15 protein-coding genes, 1 tRNA gene and 1 pseudogene are annotated in these 17,697 nt (G+C 68.5%); all 17 read left to right on the forward strand.

What is annotated here, in order from left to right; genetic code table 11:
* The coding region (locus tag MNY62_RS23180; RefSeq protein WP_456298377.1) for an EF-Tu C-terminal domain-related protein at window positions 1–281 on the forward strand (281 nt) is incomplete at its 5' end.
* Between the two features lie 12 nt (window positions 282–293).
* Window positions 294–452, forward strand: coding sequence for a 50S ribosomal protein L33 (gene rpmG, locus MNY62_RS23185; protein WP_242346713.1), 159 nt, complete (start codon window positions 294–296; stop codon window positions 450–452).
* A gap of 17 nt (window positions 453–469) precedes the next feature.
* Window positions 470–545, forward strand: a tRNA-Trp gene (locus MNY62_RS23190).
* 159 nt (window positions 546–704) lie between these two features.
* Window positions 705–1,097, forward strand: coding sequence for a preprotein translocase subunit SecE (secE, locus tag MNY62_RS23195; RefSeq protein WP_242346714.1), 393 nt, complete (start codon window positions 705–707; stop codon window positions 1,095–1,097).
* Between the two features lie 125 nt (window positions 1,098–1,222).
* Window positions 1,223–1,762, forward strand: coding sequence for a transcription termination/antitermination protein NusG (gene nusG / locus MNY62_RS23200; protein ID WP_242346715.1), 540 nt, complete (start codon window positions 1,223–1,225; stop codon window positions 1,760–1,762).
* A 105-nt stretch (window positions 1,763–1,867) separates the two neighbouring features.
* A complete protein-coding gene (rplK, locus tag MNY62_RS23205; RefSeq protein WP_012097009.1) occupies window positions 1,868–2,314 on the forward strand; it encodes a 50S ribosomal protein L11 in 447 nt (148 codons plus the stop codon).
* 19 nt (window positions 2,315–2,333) lie between these two features.
* Window positions 2,334–3,038, forward strand: coding sequence for a 50S ribosomal protein L1 (gene rplA, locus MNY62_RS23210; RefSeq protein WP_242346716.1), 705 nt, complete (start codon window positions 2,334–2,336; stop codon window positions 3,036–3,038).
* 275 nt (window positions 3,039–3,313) lie between these two features.
* Window positions 3,314–3,838 carry a 50S ribosomal protein L10 gene (gene rplJ / locus MNY62_RS23215; RefSeq protein ID WP_242346717.1) on the forward strand — a complete coding sequence of 175 codons (525 nt, stop codon included), beginning with the start codon at window positions 3,314–3,316 and terminating at the stop codon, window positions 3,836–3,838.
* Window positions 3,839–3,927: 89 nt separating this feature from the next.
* Complete coding sequence (gene rplL / locus MNY62_RS23220; protein WP_242346718.1) at window positions 3,928–4,305, forward strand: 50S ribosomal protein L7/L12; 378 nt, start codon at window positions 3,928–3,930, stop codon at window positions 4,303–4,305.
* Between the two features lie 213 nt (window positions 4,306–4,518).
* Window positions 4,519–8,772, forward strand: coding sequence for a DNA-directed RNA polymerase subunit beta (gene rpoB / locus MNY62_RS23225; protein ID WP_242346719.1), 4,254 nt, complete (start codon window positions 4,519–4,521; stop codon window positions 8,770–8,772).
* Window positions 8,773–8,883: 111 nt separating this feature from the next.
* Entirely contained in the window at window positions 8,884–13,071 is a 4,188-nt protein-coding gene (gene rpoC / locus MNY62_RS23230; protein WP_242346720.1) for a DNA-directed RNA polymerase subunit beta', read from the forward strand.
* Window positions 13,072–13,497: 426 nt separating this feature from the next.
* Complete coding sequence (locus MNY62_RS23235) at window positions 13,498–14,223, forward strand: sigma-70 family RNA polymerase sigma factor (protein WP_242346721.1); 726 nt, start codon at window positions 13,498–13,500, stop codon at window positions 14,221–14,223.
* 119 nt (window positions 14,224–14,342) lie between these two features.
* Window positions 14,343–14,759: a nickel-responsive transcriptional regulator NikR gene (gene nikR / locus MNY62_RS23240; RefSeq protein ID WP_242346722.1), complete on the forward strand. Its 417-nt coding sequence runs from the start codon at window positions 14,343–14,345 to the stop codon at window positions 14,757–14,759.
* Between the two features lie 339 nt (window positions 14,760–15,098).
* Window positions 15,099–15,245 (forward strand): hypothetical protein, encoded by a 147-nt coding sequence (locus MNY62_RS23245; protein ID WP_242346723.1) that lies wholly within the window; start codon window positions 15,099–15,101, stop codon window positions 15,243–15,245.
* A 243-nt stretch (window positions 15,246–15,488) separates the two neighbouring features.
* A complete protein-coding gene (locus tag MNY62_RS23250) occupies window positions 15,489–16,094 on the forward strand; it encodes a FliH/SctL family protein (protein ID WP_242346724.1) in 606 nt (201 codons plus the stop codon).
* Entirely contained in the window at window positions 16,091–17,392 is a 1,302-nt protein-coding gene (locus tag MNY62_RS23255; protein ID WP_242346725.1) for a FliI/YscN family ATPase, read from the forward strand. The genes MNY62_RS23250 and MNY62_RS23255 overlap by 4 nt, the downstream gene beginning before the upstream one ends.
* Window positions 17,389–17,697 (forward strand): annotated as a pseudogene (locus tag MNY62_RS23260) (hypothetical protein); the annotation flags it as partial. The gene MNY62_RS23255 and the pseudogene MNY62_RS23260, both read left to right, overlap by 4 nt.

The following is a 17,697-nucleotide window of genomic DNA, read 5'->3' on the forward strand; positions in this document are numbered from 1 at the left end:
ACACCAAGTTCAAGGCCGAGGTGTACGTCCTCACGAAGGAAGAGGGTGGGCGCCACACGCCGTTCTTCAATGGTTACCGGCCGCAGTTCTACTTCCGCACGACGGACGTGACGGGGTCGGTGCAGCTTCCGCAGGGCGTCGAGATGGTGATGCCCGGGGACAACATCGCGATGACGGTGGAGCTCATCACGCCGATCGCAATGGAAAAGGAGCTTCGGTTCGCGATTCGCGAGGGCGGCCGCACGGTCGGCGCCGGCGTCGTGGCCGAGGTGATCCAGTAAGGAAGGGATCCCATGGCCGGGAATCGCAGCATCATCACGCTCGAGTGCAAGACCTGCAAAGAGCGTAACTACACGACCACGAAGAACAAGAAGAAGACGCAGGACAAGCTCGCGCTGTCCAAGTTCTGCCCGCGCTGCCGCAAGCACGTGGAGCACAAGGAGACGAAGTAGCGCGAAGCTGCCGGGATAGGCCAGTAGCTCGAACGGTAGAGCAGCGGTCTCCAAAACCGCGGGTTGGGGGTTCGAATCCCTCCTGGCCTGCCAAACGGGCAGGGCGAGTAGGCTGAGAGCAGCGGTCTCGTCTTCGAAGGGCGCGGGTTGGATCTCGAATCCCTCCCGGCCTGACGAGCCGAGCAGAAAACGTCGGGGGCGGGGCGCCGAGCGCGTTCCGCCCCCGGCAGCACGAAGGCCGAAGGGCGAGTCATGGAAAACGTGGGCGGGGTCGAGCAGCCGAAGCGGATCGTGGTGATCTTCTACGTGCTCGCCGCGATCGCGGTCGGGGTGTTCTTCGAGCGGATCTTCTCGCTCGCGTTCTCGTACGCCCGCGTGAACGACTTCGCGGTGCTCGGGGACTGGACGCTCTCGACCGTCGTCGGGTTCGCGCTGGCGATCGCGCTCGCGGTCGGGCTCTGGCGGTACCCGAAGACCCAGCAGGTCTCGTTCGAGATCGCCCTGGAGCTCCGCCGGGTCACCTGGCCGAGCCTCCGCGAGACGCGCGCCGCGACGGTGGCGGTGATCGTGGCCTCGGCCATCGCGGCGGTGGTCCTCGGCGTGTTCGACTTCGTCTGGAGCTGGCTCAGCTCGAAGGTCTATTAGGTCGCTCGCGGCCGAGCGGTTGAGGGCAGGCTCACGAGCGACGGGAGCCCCTGGGCGGCGGAAGGCCGCCGGTGGCTCCCGCGGCGTTTCGGCGGGGCACGCGGCGACGACACGGAGACGCGCAAATGGCGAAGAAGTGGTACGTCGTCCACACCTACTCGGGCTTCGAGAACAAGGTGAAGAAGTCGCTGGAGGAGCGCGTCCGGCAGCACAACCTCCAGGAGCAGTTCGGCGAGGTCCTCATCCCCATGGAAGTCGTCCAGGAGATGGTGAAGGGGGAGAAGAAGACCTCGAAGCGCAAGTTCTTCCCGGGCTACATCCTCGTGAACATGGAGATGACGCTCGACACCTGGCACCTCGTGAAGGGGACGCCCAAGGTGACGGGCTTCGTCGGGAACGCGAAGACCCCGAACGAGGTCCCGGCGGTGTCGGACGTCGAGGTCCAGCGGCTCACGGTGCAGATCTCCGAGGGCTCGCTGAAGCCCAAGGCGAAGGTGCAGTTCGAGGAGGGCGATCAGGTCCGCGTGATCGACGGCCCGTTCTCGAACTTCAACGGCACGGTCGAGGAGGTCAAGCCGGACAAGGGCAAGCTCCGCGTGCTCGTCTCGATCTTCGGACGCGCCACGCCGGTGGAGCTCGACTTCATGCAGGTGGAGAAGACGTAACGAAGCACCGCCCGCGGTGAGTCACCGCGGGCGAATACGTGGGAGAGCCGAGTCAACGGCTCGTTCGACCACGCGGGGCCGCCCTCGCGGCCTCGAGGAGCAGCGATGAAGAAGGTCACTGGACAGATCAAGCTGCAGCTCCCCGCCGGCAAGGCGAACCCGGCTCCGCCCGTGGGCCCGGCGCTCGGCCAGCACGGCGTGAACATCATGGAGTTCTGCAAGCAGTTCAACGCGGCGACGCAGGCGCAGGCGAAGGAAGCGCTCATCATCCCGGTCATCATCACGGTGTACCAGGACCGCTCCTTCACCTTTCAGCTGAAGACCCCGCCCGCGGCGATCCTCCTGAAGAAGGCGGCCGGCCTCCACACGGAGAAGAAGAAGGGCTCCGGCGCGCACAAGCCCGGCAAGGAGAAGGTCGGGCAGGTGACGCGCAAGCAGGTCGAGCAGATCGCGAAGACGAAGATGCAGGACATGACGGCGGGGAGCCTCGAGGCCGCGATGCGGACCGTCGAGGGGACCGCGCTGTCCATGGGCATCGACGTCGTCGGCTAGCCGCGAGGAGGACAAGGACATGGCTCACGTTGCGAAGAAGTACAAGGCGGCGGTCGAGAAGGTCGACCGGGTGAAGCGGTACAAGCTCGACGAGGCGATGAACCTCGTGAAGCAGACCGCGACGAAGAAGTTCGACGAGACGGTGGACGCCGCGATCAACCTCGGCGTCGACCCCAAGCACGCCGATCAGGTGGTCCGCGGCGCCGTGGTGCTGCCGCACGGCATGGGCAAGGCCGTCAAGATCGCGGTGTTCGCGAAGGGCGACAAGGCGCGCGAGGCCCAGGAGGCCGGCGCGGACATCGTCGGCGCCGAGGATCTCGCGGAGAAGGTCCAGGGCGGCTTCATGGACTTCGACAAGGTGCTCGCGACGCCGGACATGATGGGCGTCGTCGGCCGCCTCGGTAAGGTCCTCGGCCCCCGCGGCCTCATGCCGAACCCGAAGGTCGGCACGGTGTCGGCGGACATCGCCCGCGCCGTGAAGGAGCAGAAGGCCGGCAAGGTCGAGTTCCGCGTCGAGAAGGCGGGCATCGTCCACGTCCCGTTCGGCAAGGCCTCCTTCGACCCGGAGAAGCTCAAGGCGAACTTCTCCGCGATCATGGAGATCATCTACAAGGCGAAGCCGCAGACGGCGAAGGGCGTGTACGTGAAGAACGTCACGCTCTCCACGACGATGGGCCCGGGCATCAAGCTCGACCTCGCCGAGCTCGCCGCGCAGCACGGCTAGCCGAGACGTTTTCCGAGTTCCCGGCGGCATGACGCCGCCGGGGTTTCTGGTCCAAGACAGCGGGCCCGCGAACGGCCCCGGGTGCGAGCGCAGTACCGGGGCGAGCGAGCGGCCAAGCGGATCCGCGAGGGTCCGACCCGCCGAGACGGGAACCTGCAGCCTCTCCGCAGCGTCCCCTGCTTGGCCAGGGGGTCTTCGTACCGGACGTCCGGTCCGAACCCCGAGCGAAACCGCGCCGGCTAGAGCCGGCCGGTCCGAAAGGTGGTGAGACTCAATTGAACCGGACGGAAAAAGAGCAGGTCATCGGTGAGCTCCACGACAAGATGGCGAAGGCGAAGGCCGCCATCCTCGCGGAGCCCAAGGGGCTGAACGTCGCGACGGTCACCGAGCTTCGGCGCAAGCTGCGCGAGGCGAAGGTGGAGTACCGCATCGTGAAGAACACCCTCGCCGCGCGCGCCGCCAAGGGCACGCCGGTGGAGCCGATCGCGGAGAAGTTCGTGGGGCCGACGGCACTCGTCATGAGCTACGACGACGTCGTCACGCCGGCGAAGCTCCTCGCGGAGTTCATGAAGGACCGCGAGAACTTCACCATCCGCACCGCGGTGATCGAAGGTCGGGTCGTCGACGCCAAGGGGATCCAGTCCCTGGCGAAGATGCCGGGGCTCCAGGAGCTCCGCGGCCAGATCGCCGCGATGATCGCGCAGCCCGCGACTCAGCTCGCCCGCATGATCGGGACCCCGGGCCAGCAGCTGGCCCGTGTCCTCGGCGCGCGCCGCGAGCAGCTCGAGAAGCAGTCTTAAACGGTACGTGAACCGCTCGCGCGGTGACGCGCGGGCCAGACGCTGTGGGCGTCCGAAGGGCGCCCCTGGAAAAGAGAAGGAAGAAGGAAATGGCCGATCTCAATACGATCGTGGATCAGCTGTCGGGCCTCACGGTGATGGAGGCCGCCGAGCTCGTGAAGCAGCTCGAGGAGAAGTGGGGCGTCTCTGCCGCCGCGCCGGTGATGATGGCCGGCGCCGGGGGCGGGGCTGCCGCCGCGGCTCCCGTCGAGGAGAAGACCGAGTTCACCGTCGTCCTCGCGGACGCCGGCGCGAACAAGATCAACGTGATCAAGGAAGTCCGCGCGATCACGGGCCTCGGCCTCAAGGAGGCGAAGGACCTCGTCGAGGGCGCCCCCAAGGAGGTCAAGGCGGGCATCGCCAAGGCGGAGGCCGACGAGCTCAAGAAGAAGCTCGAGGGCGCTGGCGCCAAGGTCGAGATCAAGTAGCGAGGCGTGCGCACGGCGGGGCGGAGTTGCAAGCCGCCCCGCCGTGGCCCACGTTGGAATCTTTGACGGGTGAGGGTGGAGTCGTTAAGAACCCGTATCCCTTTCACTGATTCCGGAATCCCGGCCGTTTTGGCCGGACGCAGTTGGGTAGCCGGCCGGCTGGCCGGCTAGACCTGTTTGTACGGGTCTCGAAGGGACAGAGGACCGAACTCGATGGCGACGACGATCCAGAACAACTTCAGAATCCGGCGTAACTTCGGGAAGATCAACAAGATCGCCGAGATTCCCAACCTCATCGCCATCCAGAAATCTTCCTACGACAAGTTCCTCCAGGCCGACGTCCCGCCCGAGAAGCGCGACGACACGGGCCTGCAGGGCGTGTTCAAGTCGGTCTTCCCGATCAAGGACTTCAACGAGACGAGCTCCCTCGAGTTCGTGAGCTACCACCTCGAGAAGCCCAAGTACGACGTCGACGAGTGCCACCAGCGCGGCATGACGTACTCGGCGCCGATCAAGGTGGTCGTTCGCCTGGTCGTCTGGGACAAGGACGAGGAGACCGGCGCGCAGTCGATCCGCGACGTCAAGGAGCAGGAGGTCTACTTCGGCGAGATCCCGCTCATGACGGAGAACGGGACCTTCATCATCAACGGCACGGAGCGCGTCGTCGTCAGCCAGCTCCACCGTTCGCCCGGCGCCTTCTTCGACCACGACAAGGGCAAGAGCCACTCGTCGGGCAAGCTGCTCTTCAACGCCCGGATCATCCCGTACCGCGGGTCCTGGATCGACTTCGAGTTCGACCACAAGGACATCCTCTACGTCCGCATCGATCGTCGCCGGAAGCTGCCCGCGACGGTGCTGCTGCGCGCCCTCGGCGGCGTGCCGGACACGGCGAAGAAGAGCCCGGTCGAGTTCCACGGCTCCGCCGAGGAGATCCTCAAGTACTACTACGACACGGAGACGATCCGCGTCGAAGGGAAGGGCAAGTTCGAGAAGGACCTGAACCCGGATCTGCTCAAGGGTCAGCGCGCGACGCGCGACATCCGCGACCCGAAGACGAACGAGATCATCGTCAAGAAGAACCGGAAGTTCACGGAGAGCGCGATCAAGAAGCTCGTCGCGGCGAAGATGAAGTCGCTGCCCATCGAGCCGGAGGAGGTCTACACCAAGATCTCCGCCGAGGACGTGGTCGACGCCGAGACCGGTGAGGTGCTCCTCGAGGTCAACGAGGAGGTCACCGAGGCCAAGCTCGAGGAGCTCCGCAAGCGCAACATCCTCGAGTTCAAGGTCCTCTTCATCGACAACCTGAACGTCCTCCCGTCGCTCCGCGACACGCTCATCCAGGACAAGATCTCCACGCCCGAGGAGGCGATTATGGAGATCTACCGGCGCCTCCGCCCGGGCGACCCGCCGACGCCGGAGACGGCGACGAACCTGTTCGTCAACCTGTTCTTCAACGCGGAGCGGTACGACCTGTCGAAGGTCGGGCGCCTGAAGCTCAACCACAAGTTCGGGATCGACGAGCCGCTCGACAACACCGTCGTGACGAAGCGCGACATCCTCGAGGTGGTCCGCTTCCTCATCGACCTCAAGAACGGCACGCCGAACAAGGACGTCGACGACATCGACCACCTCGGCAACCGCCGCGTCCGCGCGGTGGGCGAGCTGCTCGAGAACCAGTACCGCATCGGCCTCGTTCGAATGGAGCGCGCGATCAAGGAGCGCATGAGCCTCCAGGAGATCGAGACGCTCATGCCGCACGATCTCATCAACGCGAAGCCGGTCACCGCCGTCATCAAGGAGTTCTTCGGGTCGAGCCAGCTCTCGCAGTTCATGGATCAGACGAACCCGCTCTCCGAGGTGACGCACAAGCGGCGCCTCTCGGCGCTCGGGCCGGGCGGCCTCACCCGCGAGCGCGCGGGCTTCGAGGTCCGCGACGTCCACTCCACGCACTACGGCCGCATCTGCCCGATCGAGACGCCTGAAGGCCCGAACATCGGCCTCATCGCGTCGCTCTCCACCCACGCGCGCGTGAACGAGTACGGCTTCGTCGAGACGCCGTACCGCAAGGTCGAGAAGGGGCGGGTGACCGAGGAGGTCTCCTTCTACTCGGCGCTCGAGGAGGAGAAGCACATCATCGCGCAGGCGAACGCGCCGGTGGACAAGAAGGGCGTGTTCACGGGGAACCTGGTCTCGTGCCGCAAGGAGGGCGAGTACATCAACGCCCGCCCGGACGAGGTCGACCTCATGGACGTGAGCCCGAACCAGCTCGTGTCCGTCGCCGCCTCGCTCGTGCCGTTCCTCGAGAACGACGACGCGAACCGCGCGCTCATGGGCTCGAACATGCAGCGCCAGGCCGTGCCGCTCCTCCGCACCCGCTCGCCGCTGGTCGGCACCGGGATCGAGGGGATCGTCGCGCGCGACTCGGGCGTGTGCGTGGTGGCGAAGCGCGACGGCGTCATCCAGTCCGTCGACGCGGCCCGCATCGTGGTGAAGGCCGACGTGCCGACCTCCGCGACCGACGTCGCGAACGAGGTCGACATCTACAACCTCATCAAGTACCAGCGGTCGAACCAGAACACCTGCATCAACCAGAAGCCCATCGTGAAGCCGGGCGAGCGGGTGAAGAAGGGCGACGTCATCGCCGACGGCCCGGCGACGGAGATGGGCGAGCTCGCGCTCGGCCAGAACGTCGTCGTCGCGTTCATGCCCTGGCAGGGCTACAACTTCGAGGACTCGATCCTCCTCTCCGAGCGCTTCCTCAAGGAGGACGTGTTCACCTCGGTGCACATCGAGGAGTTCGAGTGCGTCGCGCGTGACACGAAGCTCGGCAAGGAGGAGATCACCCGCGACATCCCGAACGTCGGCGAGGAGGCCCTGAAGGACCTCGACGAGTCGGGCATCATCCGCATCGGCGCGGAGGTGAAGCCGGGCGACATCCTCGTCGGCAAGATCACGCCCAAGGGCGAGACGCAGCTCTCCCCCGAGGAGAAGCTCCTCCGGGCGATCTTCGGCGAGAAGGCGGGCGACGTCCGCGACAGCTCGCTCCGCGTCCCGCCGGGCGTGTCCGGCACCGTCATCAACGCGAAGGTCTTCAGCCGCAAGGGCGTCGAGAAGGACGAGCGCGCGAAGGCCATCGAAGAGATGGAGGAGGCGAAGCTCCTCAAGGATCAGAACGACGAGATCCGCATCATCCAGGACTCGGCGTTCCAGAAGATCCGGCGCCTGCTCCTCGGCAAGGAGGTCTCGGGCCGCCTCGTCGACGACAAGGGCAACCAGCTCCTCAAGAAGGGTGACGTCCTCGACGACGCGCTCCTCGACACCGTCCCCCAGCGTTACTGGGGCGAGATCGCGGTCGAGGGCGACGTGCAGGACCTCGTCCGCAAGATCGTCGAGAACTTCGAGGAGCAGAAGGAGCTCGTGAAGCTCCTCTTCGGGGAGAAGATCGGCCGCCTGAAGAAGGGCGACGAGCTCCCGCCGGGCGTCATCAAGATGGTGAAGGTGTACGTCGCCATCAAGCGCAAGCTCGCGGTGGGCGACAAGATGGCGGGCCGCCACGGCAACAAGGGCGTCGTCTCGCGCGTCCTGCCCGAGGAGGACCTGCCGTACCTCGAGGACGGCCGGCCGGTGGACATCGTCCTGAACCCGCTCGGCGTCCCCTCCCGCATGAACGTCGGCCAGATCCTCGAGACGCACCTCGGGTGGGCGGCGAAGAACGTCGGCTGGCGGCTCCAGGAGATGGTGGAGAAGAACTTCGGCCCCGATCAGCTCCGCAAGAAGCTGAAGAAGGTCTTCGAGGGCAGCGACGGCGCCTCCGAGCGGCTCGCGCAGCTCATCGAGGAGCTCCCGGACAAGGAGCTGCCGAAGCTCGCCATGAAGCTGCGCGAGGGCATGCACGTCGCGACGCCGGTGTTCGACGGCGCCCGCGAGGACGAGATGAAGGGGCTCCTCGGCGAGGGCTCCGCGACGATGCAGTCGATCCTCTTCGACGGCCGCACCGGTGAGCCGTTCGACCAGGACGTCACGGTCGGCGTCATGTACATGCTGAAGCTGCACCACCTCGTGGACGAGAAGATCCACGCCCGCTCCATCGGGCCGTACTCGCTCGTCACGCAGCAGCCGCTCGGCGGCAAGGCCCAGTTCGGCGGCCAGCGCCTCGGCGAGATGGAGGTCTGGGCGATGGAGGCCTACGGCGCGGCCTACTCGCTCCAGGAGTTCCTCACGGTGAAGTCCGACGACGTCGTCGGCCGCACCCGCATGTACGAGGCGATCGTCAAGGGCGAGAACACGCTCGAGTCCGGCCTCCCCGAGTCGTTCAACGTCCTCATCAAGGAGCTCCAGAGCCTCGCGCTCGACGTCGAGCTCCTCGAGACGCCTGAGGCGAAGGCGGCTCGCGAGCAGGCCGAGGGCGACCTGGGTGGGCCGCTCGGCACGCCGCGCGGCGCCGCGGCCGAGAAGAACACCGCGTAACCCGGGCCTGGGGCCGGCGGCGTGGAGCCGCCGGTCCGCGAGCCCGGTCCGCGCGGGCGCGCGGGCCGACGGTACGGTTCAGAGACCCTTCTTGCTGGACGAGGTCAAGACGTGAAGGACATCTTCAATTTCTTCGAGAAGCCGAAGGATCCGCTGTCGTTCTCCGCGATCCGCATCTCGCTCGCGAGCCCGGACAAGATCCGGCAGTGGTCGCACGGCGAGGTGAAGAAGCCGGAGACGATCAACTACCGGACCTTCAAGCCGGAGCGCGACGGCCTGTTCTGCGCGAAGATCTTCGGCCCCGTGAAGGACTACGAGTGCAACTGCGGCAAGTACAAGCGCATGAAGCACCGCGGGGTCGTCTGCGAGAAGTGCGGCGTCGAGGTGATCCAGTCGAAGGTCCGCCGCGAGCGGCTCGGCCACATCACGCTCGCGACGCCGGTCGCGCACATCTGGTTCCTCAAGTCGCTGCCGAGCCGGATCGGCAACCTCCTCGACATCACGCTGAAGGACCTCGAGAAGGTCCTCTACTGTGAGTCGTACATCGTCATCGACCCCAAGGAGACCACCCTCCAGCGCGCGGAGCTCCTCTCCGAGGAGCGCTACCACAAGGCGATGGAGGAGTTCGGCGAGGACGCGTTCCTCGCCGGCATGGGCGGCGAGGCGGTCCTCGAGCTCCTCAAGGTCGTCGGCCCGGCGGACAAGGGCCACGGCGAGGGCGTGCACGGGCTCGCGGCCGAGCTCCGCGCCGAGATGAAGGAGGCGACGAGCGACGCGAAGCGGAAGAAGATCGCGAAGCGGCTCAAGGTCGTCGAGGCGTTCGTCGCGTCCGGTAACAAGCCGGACTGGATGATGCTCGAGGTCATCCCCGTCATCCCGCCCGATCTCCGCCCGCTCGTGCCCCTCGACGGCGGTCGGTTCGCGACCTCCGATCTCAACGACCTCTACCGGCGCGTCATCAACCGGAACAACCGCCTGAAGCGGCTCCAGGAGCTGAACGCCCCGGACATCATCATCCGCAACGAGAAGCGGATGCTGCAGGAGGCGGTGGACGCGCTGTTCGACAACGGCCGGCGCGGCAAGACCATCACCGGGCCGAACAAGCGCCCGCTCAAGTCCCTGAGCGACATGCTCAAGGGCAAGCAGGGCCGCTTCCGCCAGAACCTGCTCGGCAAGCGCGTCGACTACTCGGGCCGCTCCGTCATCGTGGTCGGCCCGGAGCTCAAGCTGCACCAGTGCGGCCTGCCGAAGATCATGGCGCTCGAGCTGTTCAAGCCGTTCATCTACAACAAGCTCGAAGAGAAGGGCTACGTCACCACCATCAAGAGCGCGAAGAAGATGGTGGAGAAGGAGCGTCCCGAGGTCTGGGACATCCTCGACGAGGTGATCCGCGAGCACCCGGTGCTGCTGAACCGTGCCCCGACGCTCCACCGCCTCGGCATCCAGGCGTTCGAGCCGGTGCTCATCGAGGGCAAGGCGATCCAGCTCCACCCGCTCGTCTGCACCGCCTTCAACGCCGACTTCGACGGCGACCAGATGGCCGTGCACGTGCCGCTCTCCATCGAAGCGCAGATGGAGGCGCGCGTGCTCATGATGAGCACGAACAACATCCTGTCGCCCGCGCACGGCAAGCCCATCATCGTGCCGAGCCAGGACATCGTCCTCGGCATCTACTACATGACCCGCGAGCGGGCGTTCGCGCGCGGGGAGGGCAAGGTCTTCGCGAGCGCGGAGGAGGTCCGCGCCGCGTACGACCAGGGCGAGGTCGATCTCCAGGCGAAGATCTGGGTCCGCCTCGACGGCAGCCGCGTCGAGACCACCGTCGGTCGCGTGCTCCTCTACGACATCGTGCCGAAGCGGCTGCCCTTCGAGTCCATCAACAAGGTGATGGACAAGAAGCAGCTCCAGAACCTCATCGATCTGACCTACCGCCTCTGCGGCGAGAAGGAGACGGTGCTGCTCGCGGACCGCGTCCGCTCGATGGGCTACGGGAACGCGACGCGCGCCGGCATCTCGATCGCGCTCGAGAACATGATCATCCCGAAGAGGAAGCAGGAGCTCCTCGACCGGGCGCTGGGCGAGGTGGAGGACATCCAGACCCAGTACACCGAGGGTCTCATCACGATCGGTGAGCGGTACAACAAGGTCATCGACATCTGGGCGCAGGTCACCGAGGAGGTGGCCCAGGAGATGATGACCCAGATCGGCCAGGAGACGGCGATCGGCCCCGGCAAGGACGGCAAGCGCGAGGAGCGCAAGCAGCCCTCGTTCAACCCGATCTACATCATGGCCGACTCCGGCGCCCGCGGCTCGGCGCAGCAGATCCGGCAGCTCGCCGGCATGCGCGGCCTCATGGCCAAGCCGTCCGGCGAGATCATCGAGACGCCGATCACCGCGAACTTCCGCGAGGGCCTGAACGTCCAGCAGTACTTCATCTCGACGCACGGCGCCCGCAAGGGCCTCGCCGACACGGCGCTCAAGACCGCGAACTCCGGCTACCTCACCCGGCGCCTCGTCGACGTCGCGCAGGACGCGATCATCACCGAGTACGACTGCGGCGCGATGGACGGCATCACGCTCGGCGCGCTGGTCGAGGGCGGCGAGATCATCGAGCCGATGGGCGAGCGCATCCTGGGCCGCGTCGCGCTCGACGACATCCACGACCCGTTCGCCACGACCGTGCTCGTGAAGGCGAACGAGGAGATCGACGAGAACAGGGTCAAGCTCATCGAGAACTCCGGCATCGACAAGGTGAAGATCCGGTCGGTGCTCACCTGCCAGGCGCGGCGCGGCATCTGCGTCGAGTGCTACGGGCGCGATCTCGCCCGCGGCCGCAAGGTGAACATCGGCGAGGCGGTCGGCGTGATCGCCGCCCAGTCGATCGGAGAGCCCGGCACGCAGCTCACGATGCGGACGTTCCACATCGGCGGCGCGGCGTCCCGGCGCGCGGAGCAGTCGACGATCGAGAACCGGAACCCCGGCCTCGTGAAGTTCAACAACGTGAGCGTGGCGAAGAAGAAGGACGGCACGCTCATCGTGATGAACCGCAACGGCGAGATCATCGTCACCGACGACCAGGGCCGCGAGCGCGAGCGCTACGGCGTGGTCTACGGCGCGAAGCTCCTCGTCCGCGAGGGGCAGAAGATCGAGACGAACACGCTCCTCGCGGAGTGGGATCCGTACTCGATGCCGATCATCACCGAGGTGGCCGGTCGCGTGAAGTACGGCGACCTCATCGACGGCGTCACGATCTCCGAGCAGGTCGACGAGATCACCGGCCTCGCCCGCAAGGCGGTCATCGCCTCCAAGGATCCGGACGCGCGCCCGCGCATCTCGATCAAGGACGCCGAGGGCAAGACGCGGAAGCTCGCCAACTCCGACGCGGACGCGCGCTACATGCTCCCGGAGGGCGCGAACCTCGTCGTGAACGACGGGGACGAGGTCGACGCCGGCGACGTCATCGCGAAGATGCCGCGCGAGACCACGAAGACGAAGGACATCACCGGCGGCCTCCCGCGCGTCGCCGAGCTCTTCGAGGCCCGCAAGCCCAAGGAGCACGCGGTCATCTCCGAGATCGACGGCGTCGTCGCCTTCGGCAAGGACACGAAGGGCAAGCGCAAGGTGGTCATCACGCCCGAGGTGGACGGCAAGCTCCGGCCCGATCTCGCGAAGGAGTACCTGATCGGCAAGGGCAAGCACATCTCGGTGCACACGGGCGACCGGGTGCGCGCGGGCGAGGCGCTGATGGACGGCGCCGCCAACCCGCACGACATCCTCCGCGTGCTCGGCGAGAAGGAGCTCGCCCGCTGGCTGGTGGACGAGGTGCAGGAGGTCTACCGGCTGCAGGGCGTGAAGATCAACGACAAGCACATCGAGACGATCGTCCGGCAGATGCTGCGCCGCGTCCGGATCGTCGACGTGGGCGACACGAACTTCCTCGCCGACGAGCAGGTCGAGAAGTTCGTGTTCGAGGAGGAGAACGACAAGGTGATCACGGCGGGCGGCCGCCCGGCGCAGGGTGAGCCCCTGCTGCTCGGCATCACCAAGGCCTCGCTCTCCACCGAGTCGTTCATCTCGGCGTCGTCGTTCCAGGAGACGACGAAGGTGCTGACCGAGGCCGCCATCAGCGGCAAGGTCGACCACCTCCGCGGCCTCAAGGAGAACGTCATCATGGGCCGGCTCATCCCGGCCGGCACCGGCCTGCCGCACTACAAGCACCTCGACATCGAGGTCGAGACGCCGGTGGACGCGGTGGAGGAGGCCGAGGAGGCCCTCGCCGTCGCGAGCGGGGAGGAGTAGCCGCCGCCTCCGCGCGTCAGCTCGAGCCCGGATCCGGGCCCGGTCCCAAGTGGGGCCGGGCCCTTTCCTTTTTGATCTCGAGCAACGCAGTCTTTCGGGGTGGCGTAAGAAGCCGCTTAGGTCCGGGCGCCCGCACGAACCGTGAGTCCCGGATGGGCCGCTGCCAAACTTGATGTGGAGCAATATTGCGCACTTGTCTGGGTACCGTGGGAGGAGGCACGCGCTTGACGAATGCCAACTCCCAAATCGTGTTCATATTCTGCGGCACTTCGGACTTGCGTGGTGTGCGGTTCCCCGATGTTGCCGAAGACTTCCAGGGTCTACGGGCATATGGGGGATACTTGACTCGATGAGTCCGCTTTTATAAAGTCACGTTACGTAACCTACCCGGGGCACTTCGACGCAGGCCAGAGAGGCGATCGGTAAATGAGGACGGCGACCACTCAGAAGAGCAGCAGGGAGTTCGAAGAGCTCGCTCCCTACCTCAAGGCGGTCCGCGACTTTCCGCCGATGAACCGCGAGGAGGAGCACGCGCTCGCGCTCCGCGCTCGCAAGGGCGACGTCCGCGCGAAGCAGAAGCTCGTGCGCCACAACCTCGCGTTCGTGGTCGCCATCGCGCGGAAGCAGCGCCGCGGCACGGTCCGGCTCGACGATCTCATCCAGGAGGGCAACGTGGGCCTCATGCGCGCGGTCGAGAAGTTCGATCCGCACGCCGGCACGCGCTTCTCGACCTACGCGGTGTGGTGGATCCGCGCCTACATCGGGAAGTATCTGAAGGAGGCGCGCTCCACGGTGCGCCCGCAGAGCGGCACCGTCGCGCAGCCCGACCTCTCTCTCGACAGCGCCATCGACGAGGAGGGGGACGCCACCCACCTCGAGCGCATCGAGGACGACGGCCCGGGCCCCGAGGACACCTACCTCCAAGCCGAGGGGGACAAGGACGTCCGCGAGGCGCTCGGGAAGGTGCGCAAGCGCATCGGCGAGCTGGGTTGGGACATCGTCCACAACCGACTCGAGCAGGATCAGCCGCGCACGCTCGAGGAGATCGGCAAGCGCTGGGGCGTGTCGCGCGAGCGCGTCCGCCAGGTGGAGCTGAAGACGAAACAGTTCCTCCACCGGTACCTGCAGCCCGGCGAGCGCGACGCCGCCTAGTCCGGCGCCGCCCACCGCGAACCTCGCGAGCCCGCCGCCCGGTCCAGCCGGACGGCGGGCTCGCCGCTTTCGGGCGGCCAGCTTGCGGCTCGCCGGGCGCGCTGGTAACGATGCCGGCCATGCTGGAACGGATCGGCATCTCGCTCGAGCGCAGCCTGCTCGAGCAGTTCGACGAGCTCATCGAGCGCAAGGGCTACGTGAACCGCTCCGAGGCGGTCCGCGATCTCATCCGCGACCAGCTCGTCCAGCGCCAGTGGTCCGAGTCGGAGCGCGGCGAGCAGGTCGCGGTGGTCGCCATCGTGTACGACCACGAGTCCTCGAGCCTGGCGCAGAAGCTGACCCACATCCAGCACGAGAACCACCAGGCGGTCGTCTCCGCGCTCCACGTCCACATGGACGCGCATAACTGCCTCGAGGTCCTCGTGCTCCGCGGCCGGGCCGGCGAGATCCTGCAGATGGCCGACAGCCTCGTCGCCACACGCGGCGTGAAGTACGGCAAGGTCCTCCCCGCGACGACCGGCGAGGCCCTCCGCTGAACGACAGCTCGTGATTCGCGATCACCTCGGTGCCGCGAATCACGCTGTCGTTCAGCCATGTTCTGACGGGGGGCTGCGCCCCCGCCCCGCCGAGCAGAGCTCCGTGCGCTCGTGCGCGCATTCAGTCGACGCCCCACCCGCCAGCCGGGTCGCCTCCCCGCCGGCCGGCGTCCCTCCCCCGCGCCCGAGCGCGCGACGAAGATCCGACGCGCGTCTTGAAATCGACGCTGCCGACGACGAGAGCTCACCGTCGCAGACCTTCGTTCATCCGCGCGGCGTGCGCTGCGAGGCCGATCGGTCGCGATCGAACCGGCACCGGCGTTGCAACGGTGGTTTCCCATGCAGGGCTGCATCACAGGGAAGGACGTCGTCCGCGAGTCGCTCACGATCGTTCGGCTGTGGGGACCGCGGTGTTACCTCCGCTGCCTCAAGGCCTTGATGTCTCGGCGGCGCTGCACGTTCCTCGAGGTCCTCTGCGCCGCGTGAAGCGGGGCCTCGCGCGCGGTGCAGCGCGCGAGGTGGGCGGTTGGCCGCCTCGATGAAGCCGTTCGCTCTCCTGAGGGTGGGCCGCGCGCCAGTGGTGCGAGGCCTCGTCGCACACGTGGCGTGAAGTACGGCAAGGTCCTTCCCGCGGTGACCGGGAGGCCCTCCGCCGCCCCGTGGGGCCCGACTTCACGAAGGGTCCGTCCGCCCGCCAGCCGCGCTACAATGGGGCCGACGGGAGGGCGCTTGGCCAAGATCCTGAAGGGGCAGCCGCCGGCAGGCGCCGGCCGCATCGAGGCCGCGGCATACGAGGCGCGGGAGCGGGCGCGCGCGCTCCTCGCCGCCGCCGAGGAGGAGGCGCGCCGGATCCGCGCCGAGGCCGAGTCGGAGCGCGAGCGCCTCCGGGCCGAGGCGGCGGAGGAGGGTCGCCGCGAGGGGCTCGCCCGCGCCGCGGCGTCCCTCGCCGCCGCCGCCGCCGCGCGCGATCGGCGGCTCGCGCTCGCCGAGCGCGAGGTCTCCGCCGCCGCGGTCGACGTGGCGCGGACGATCATCGGACGCGAGCTCTCGCAGGATCCCGGCGCGGTCGCCGACCTCGCGGCCCGCGCGCTGGCGGCCGCGCGCGATCGCCGCGAGGTGACGCTCCGGGTGAACCCCGCCGACGCGGAGGCCATCCGCACGGCGGCCGGCCGGCTCGCCGCGGTGCTCGCGCGGGCTCCGGGGCTTACCGTACGCGAGGACGCGGCGCTCGCGCGCGGCGACGCGGTGGTCGAGACCGAGGCGGGGCGGGTGGACGCCCGCGTCGAGACGCAGCTCGCCGCGCTCGCGCGGGCGCTCGACGAGGACCCGCGGTGACGGAGCGCCGCCTGCGCGAGGCGCTCGACCGCGCCGCGCCGCTTCGGCTGCGCGGCCGGGTGACCCGGCTCGTCGGCCTCGTCGTGGAGGCCGAGGCCGCGGGGGTGAGGCAGGGGGAGGCGGTCGAGATCCACACCCCGGGCCGCCCGCCGCTCCTCGCCGAGGTGGTCGGCTTCCGCGACGACCGTGCGGTGCTGGTCCCGCTCGGCGATCCCGCCGGGCTCGGCGCCGACAGCGAGATCCTCCCCACCGGCCGCCCGCTCGCGATCCGCGCCGGCGACGCGCTGCTCGGGCGCGTCCTCGACGGGCTGGGGCGGCCGATCGACGGGGCGCCGCTGCCCGGCGGCCTGGAGGAGTGGGCGGTGGAGCGGCCCGCGCCGTCCCCGCTCACGCGGCGCCGGATCACCGCGCCGCTCGCGCTCGGGGTCCGCGCGATCGACGGGCTCCTCACGATCGGCGAGGGGCAGCGGGTCGGGATCTTCGCGGGGGCCGGGGTCGGCAAGTCGACGCTGCTCGGGCAGATCGCCCGCAACACGCGAGCGGAGCTGTCCGTCATCTGCCTCGTCGGCGAGCGCGGCCGCGAGGTGCGGGACTTCGTCGAGGAGGCGCTCGGGCGGGAGGGGCTCGAGCGGAGCGTCGTCGTCGCCGCGACGAGCGACGCGCCCGCCCTCGAGCGGCTCAAGGCCGCGCAGGTCGCGACCGCCATCGCGGAGTGGTTCGCGAACCGCGGCCGCCGCGTGCTCTTCATGCTCGACTCGCTCACGCGCTACGCGCGGGCCCAGCGCGAGGTCGGCCTCGCCGCCGGCGAGCCCCCCGCGCGTCACGGGTATCCGCCGAGCGTCTTCGCCGCGCTGCCGCGCCTGCTCGAGCGCACGGGCAACCGCGCTCAGGGCGGCATCACCGCCCTCTACACCGTCCTCGTCGCGGGTGGGGACCTCGACGAGCCGATCGCCGACGAGGTGCGCGGGATCCTGGACGGCCACGTCGTGCTCGATCCGCGGATCGCTGCGGCCGGTCGATACCCCGCCATCGACGTCCTCAGGAGCCTCTCGCGGGTCATGCCCGCCGTCACCACCCCGGCGCACCGCGCCGCGGCGGACCGGCTGCGCGCGCTCCTCGCCGCGCACGAGCGTCACCGCGACCTCATCGCGCTCGGTGCCTACGCGCCCGGCTCGGACGCCGACACCGACGCCGCCATCGAGCGGCTCCCAGCCATCGAGGCGTTCCTGCGGCAGCGCGCGGACGAGGCGGAGGACCCCGAGCGCACGCGCGCCAGGCTCGAGGAGCTCGTCCGGTGACGGAGGCCTACCCGCTCGCGGCGCTGCTCGCGGTGCGCAAGCGCGACGAGGAGGCGGCGCAGGCCGCGCTGGCCGGCGCGCTCGCGGGCGAGGACCGGGCGCGGCGGGAGCGCGATGCCCGGAGGGAAGCCCGGGACGACGTCGCTCGCCGCGCGAGCGCCGAAGGATCGAGAGACGGCGAGCGGTCGCCGGCCGCGGCGCTGCAGGGCGCGGCCGGATACGCCGAGCGGCTGCGGCGCGAGGGTGCGGCCGCGTGCGCGGCGCTGGCGGCCGCGGAGGGGGCGCTCGCGGCGGCGGGGGAGGGC

This window comes from Anaeromyxobacter terrae (assembly GCF_022690685.1).
GTDB lineage: Bacteria > Myxococcota > Myxococcia > Myxococcales > Anaeromyxobacteraceae > Anaeromyxobacter > Anaeromyxobacter terrae.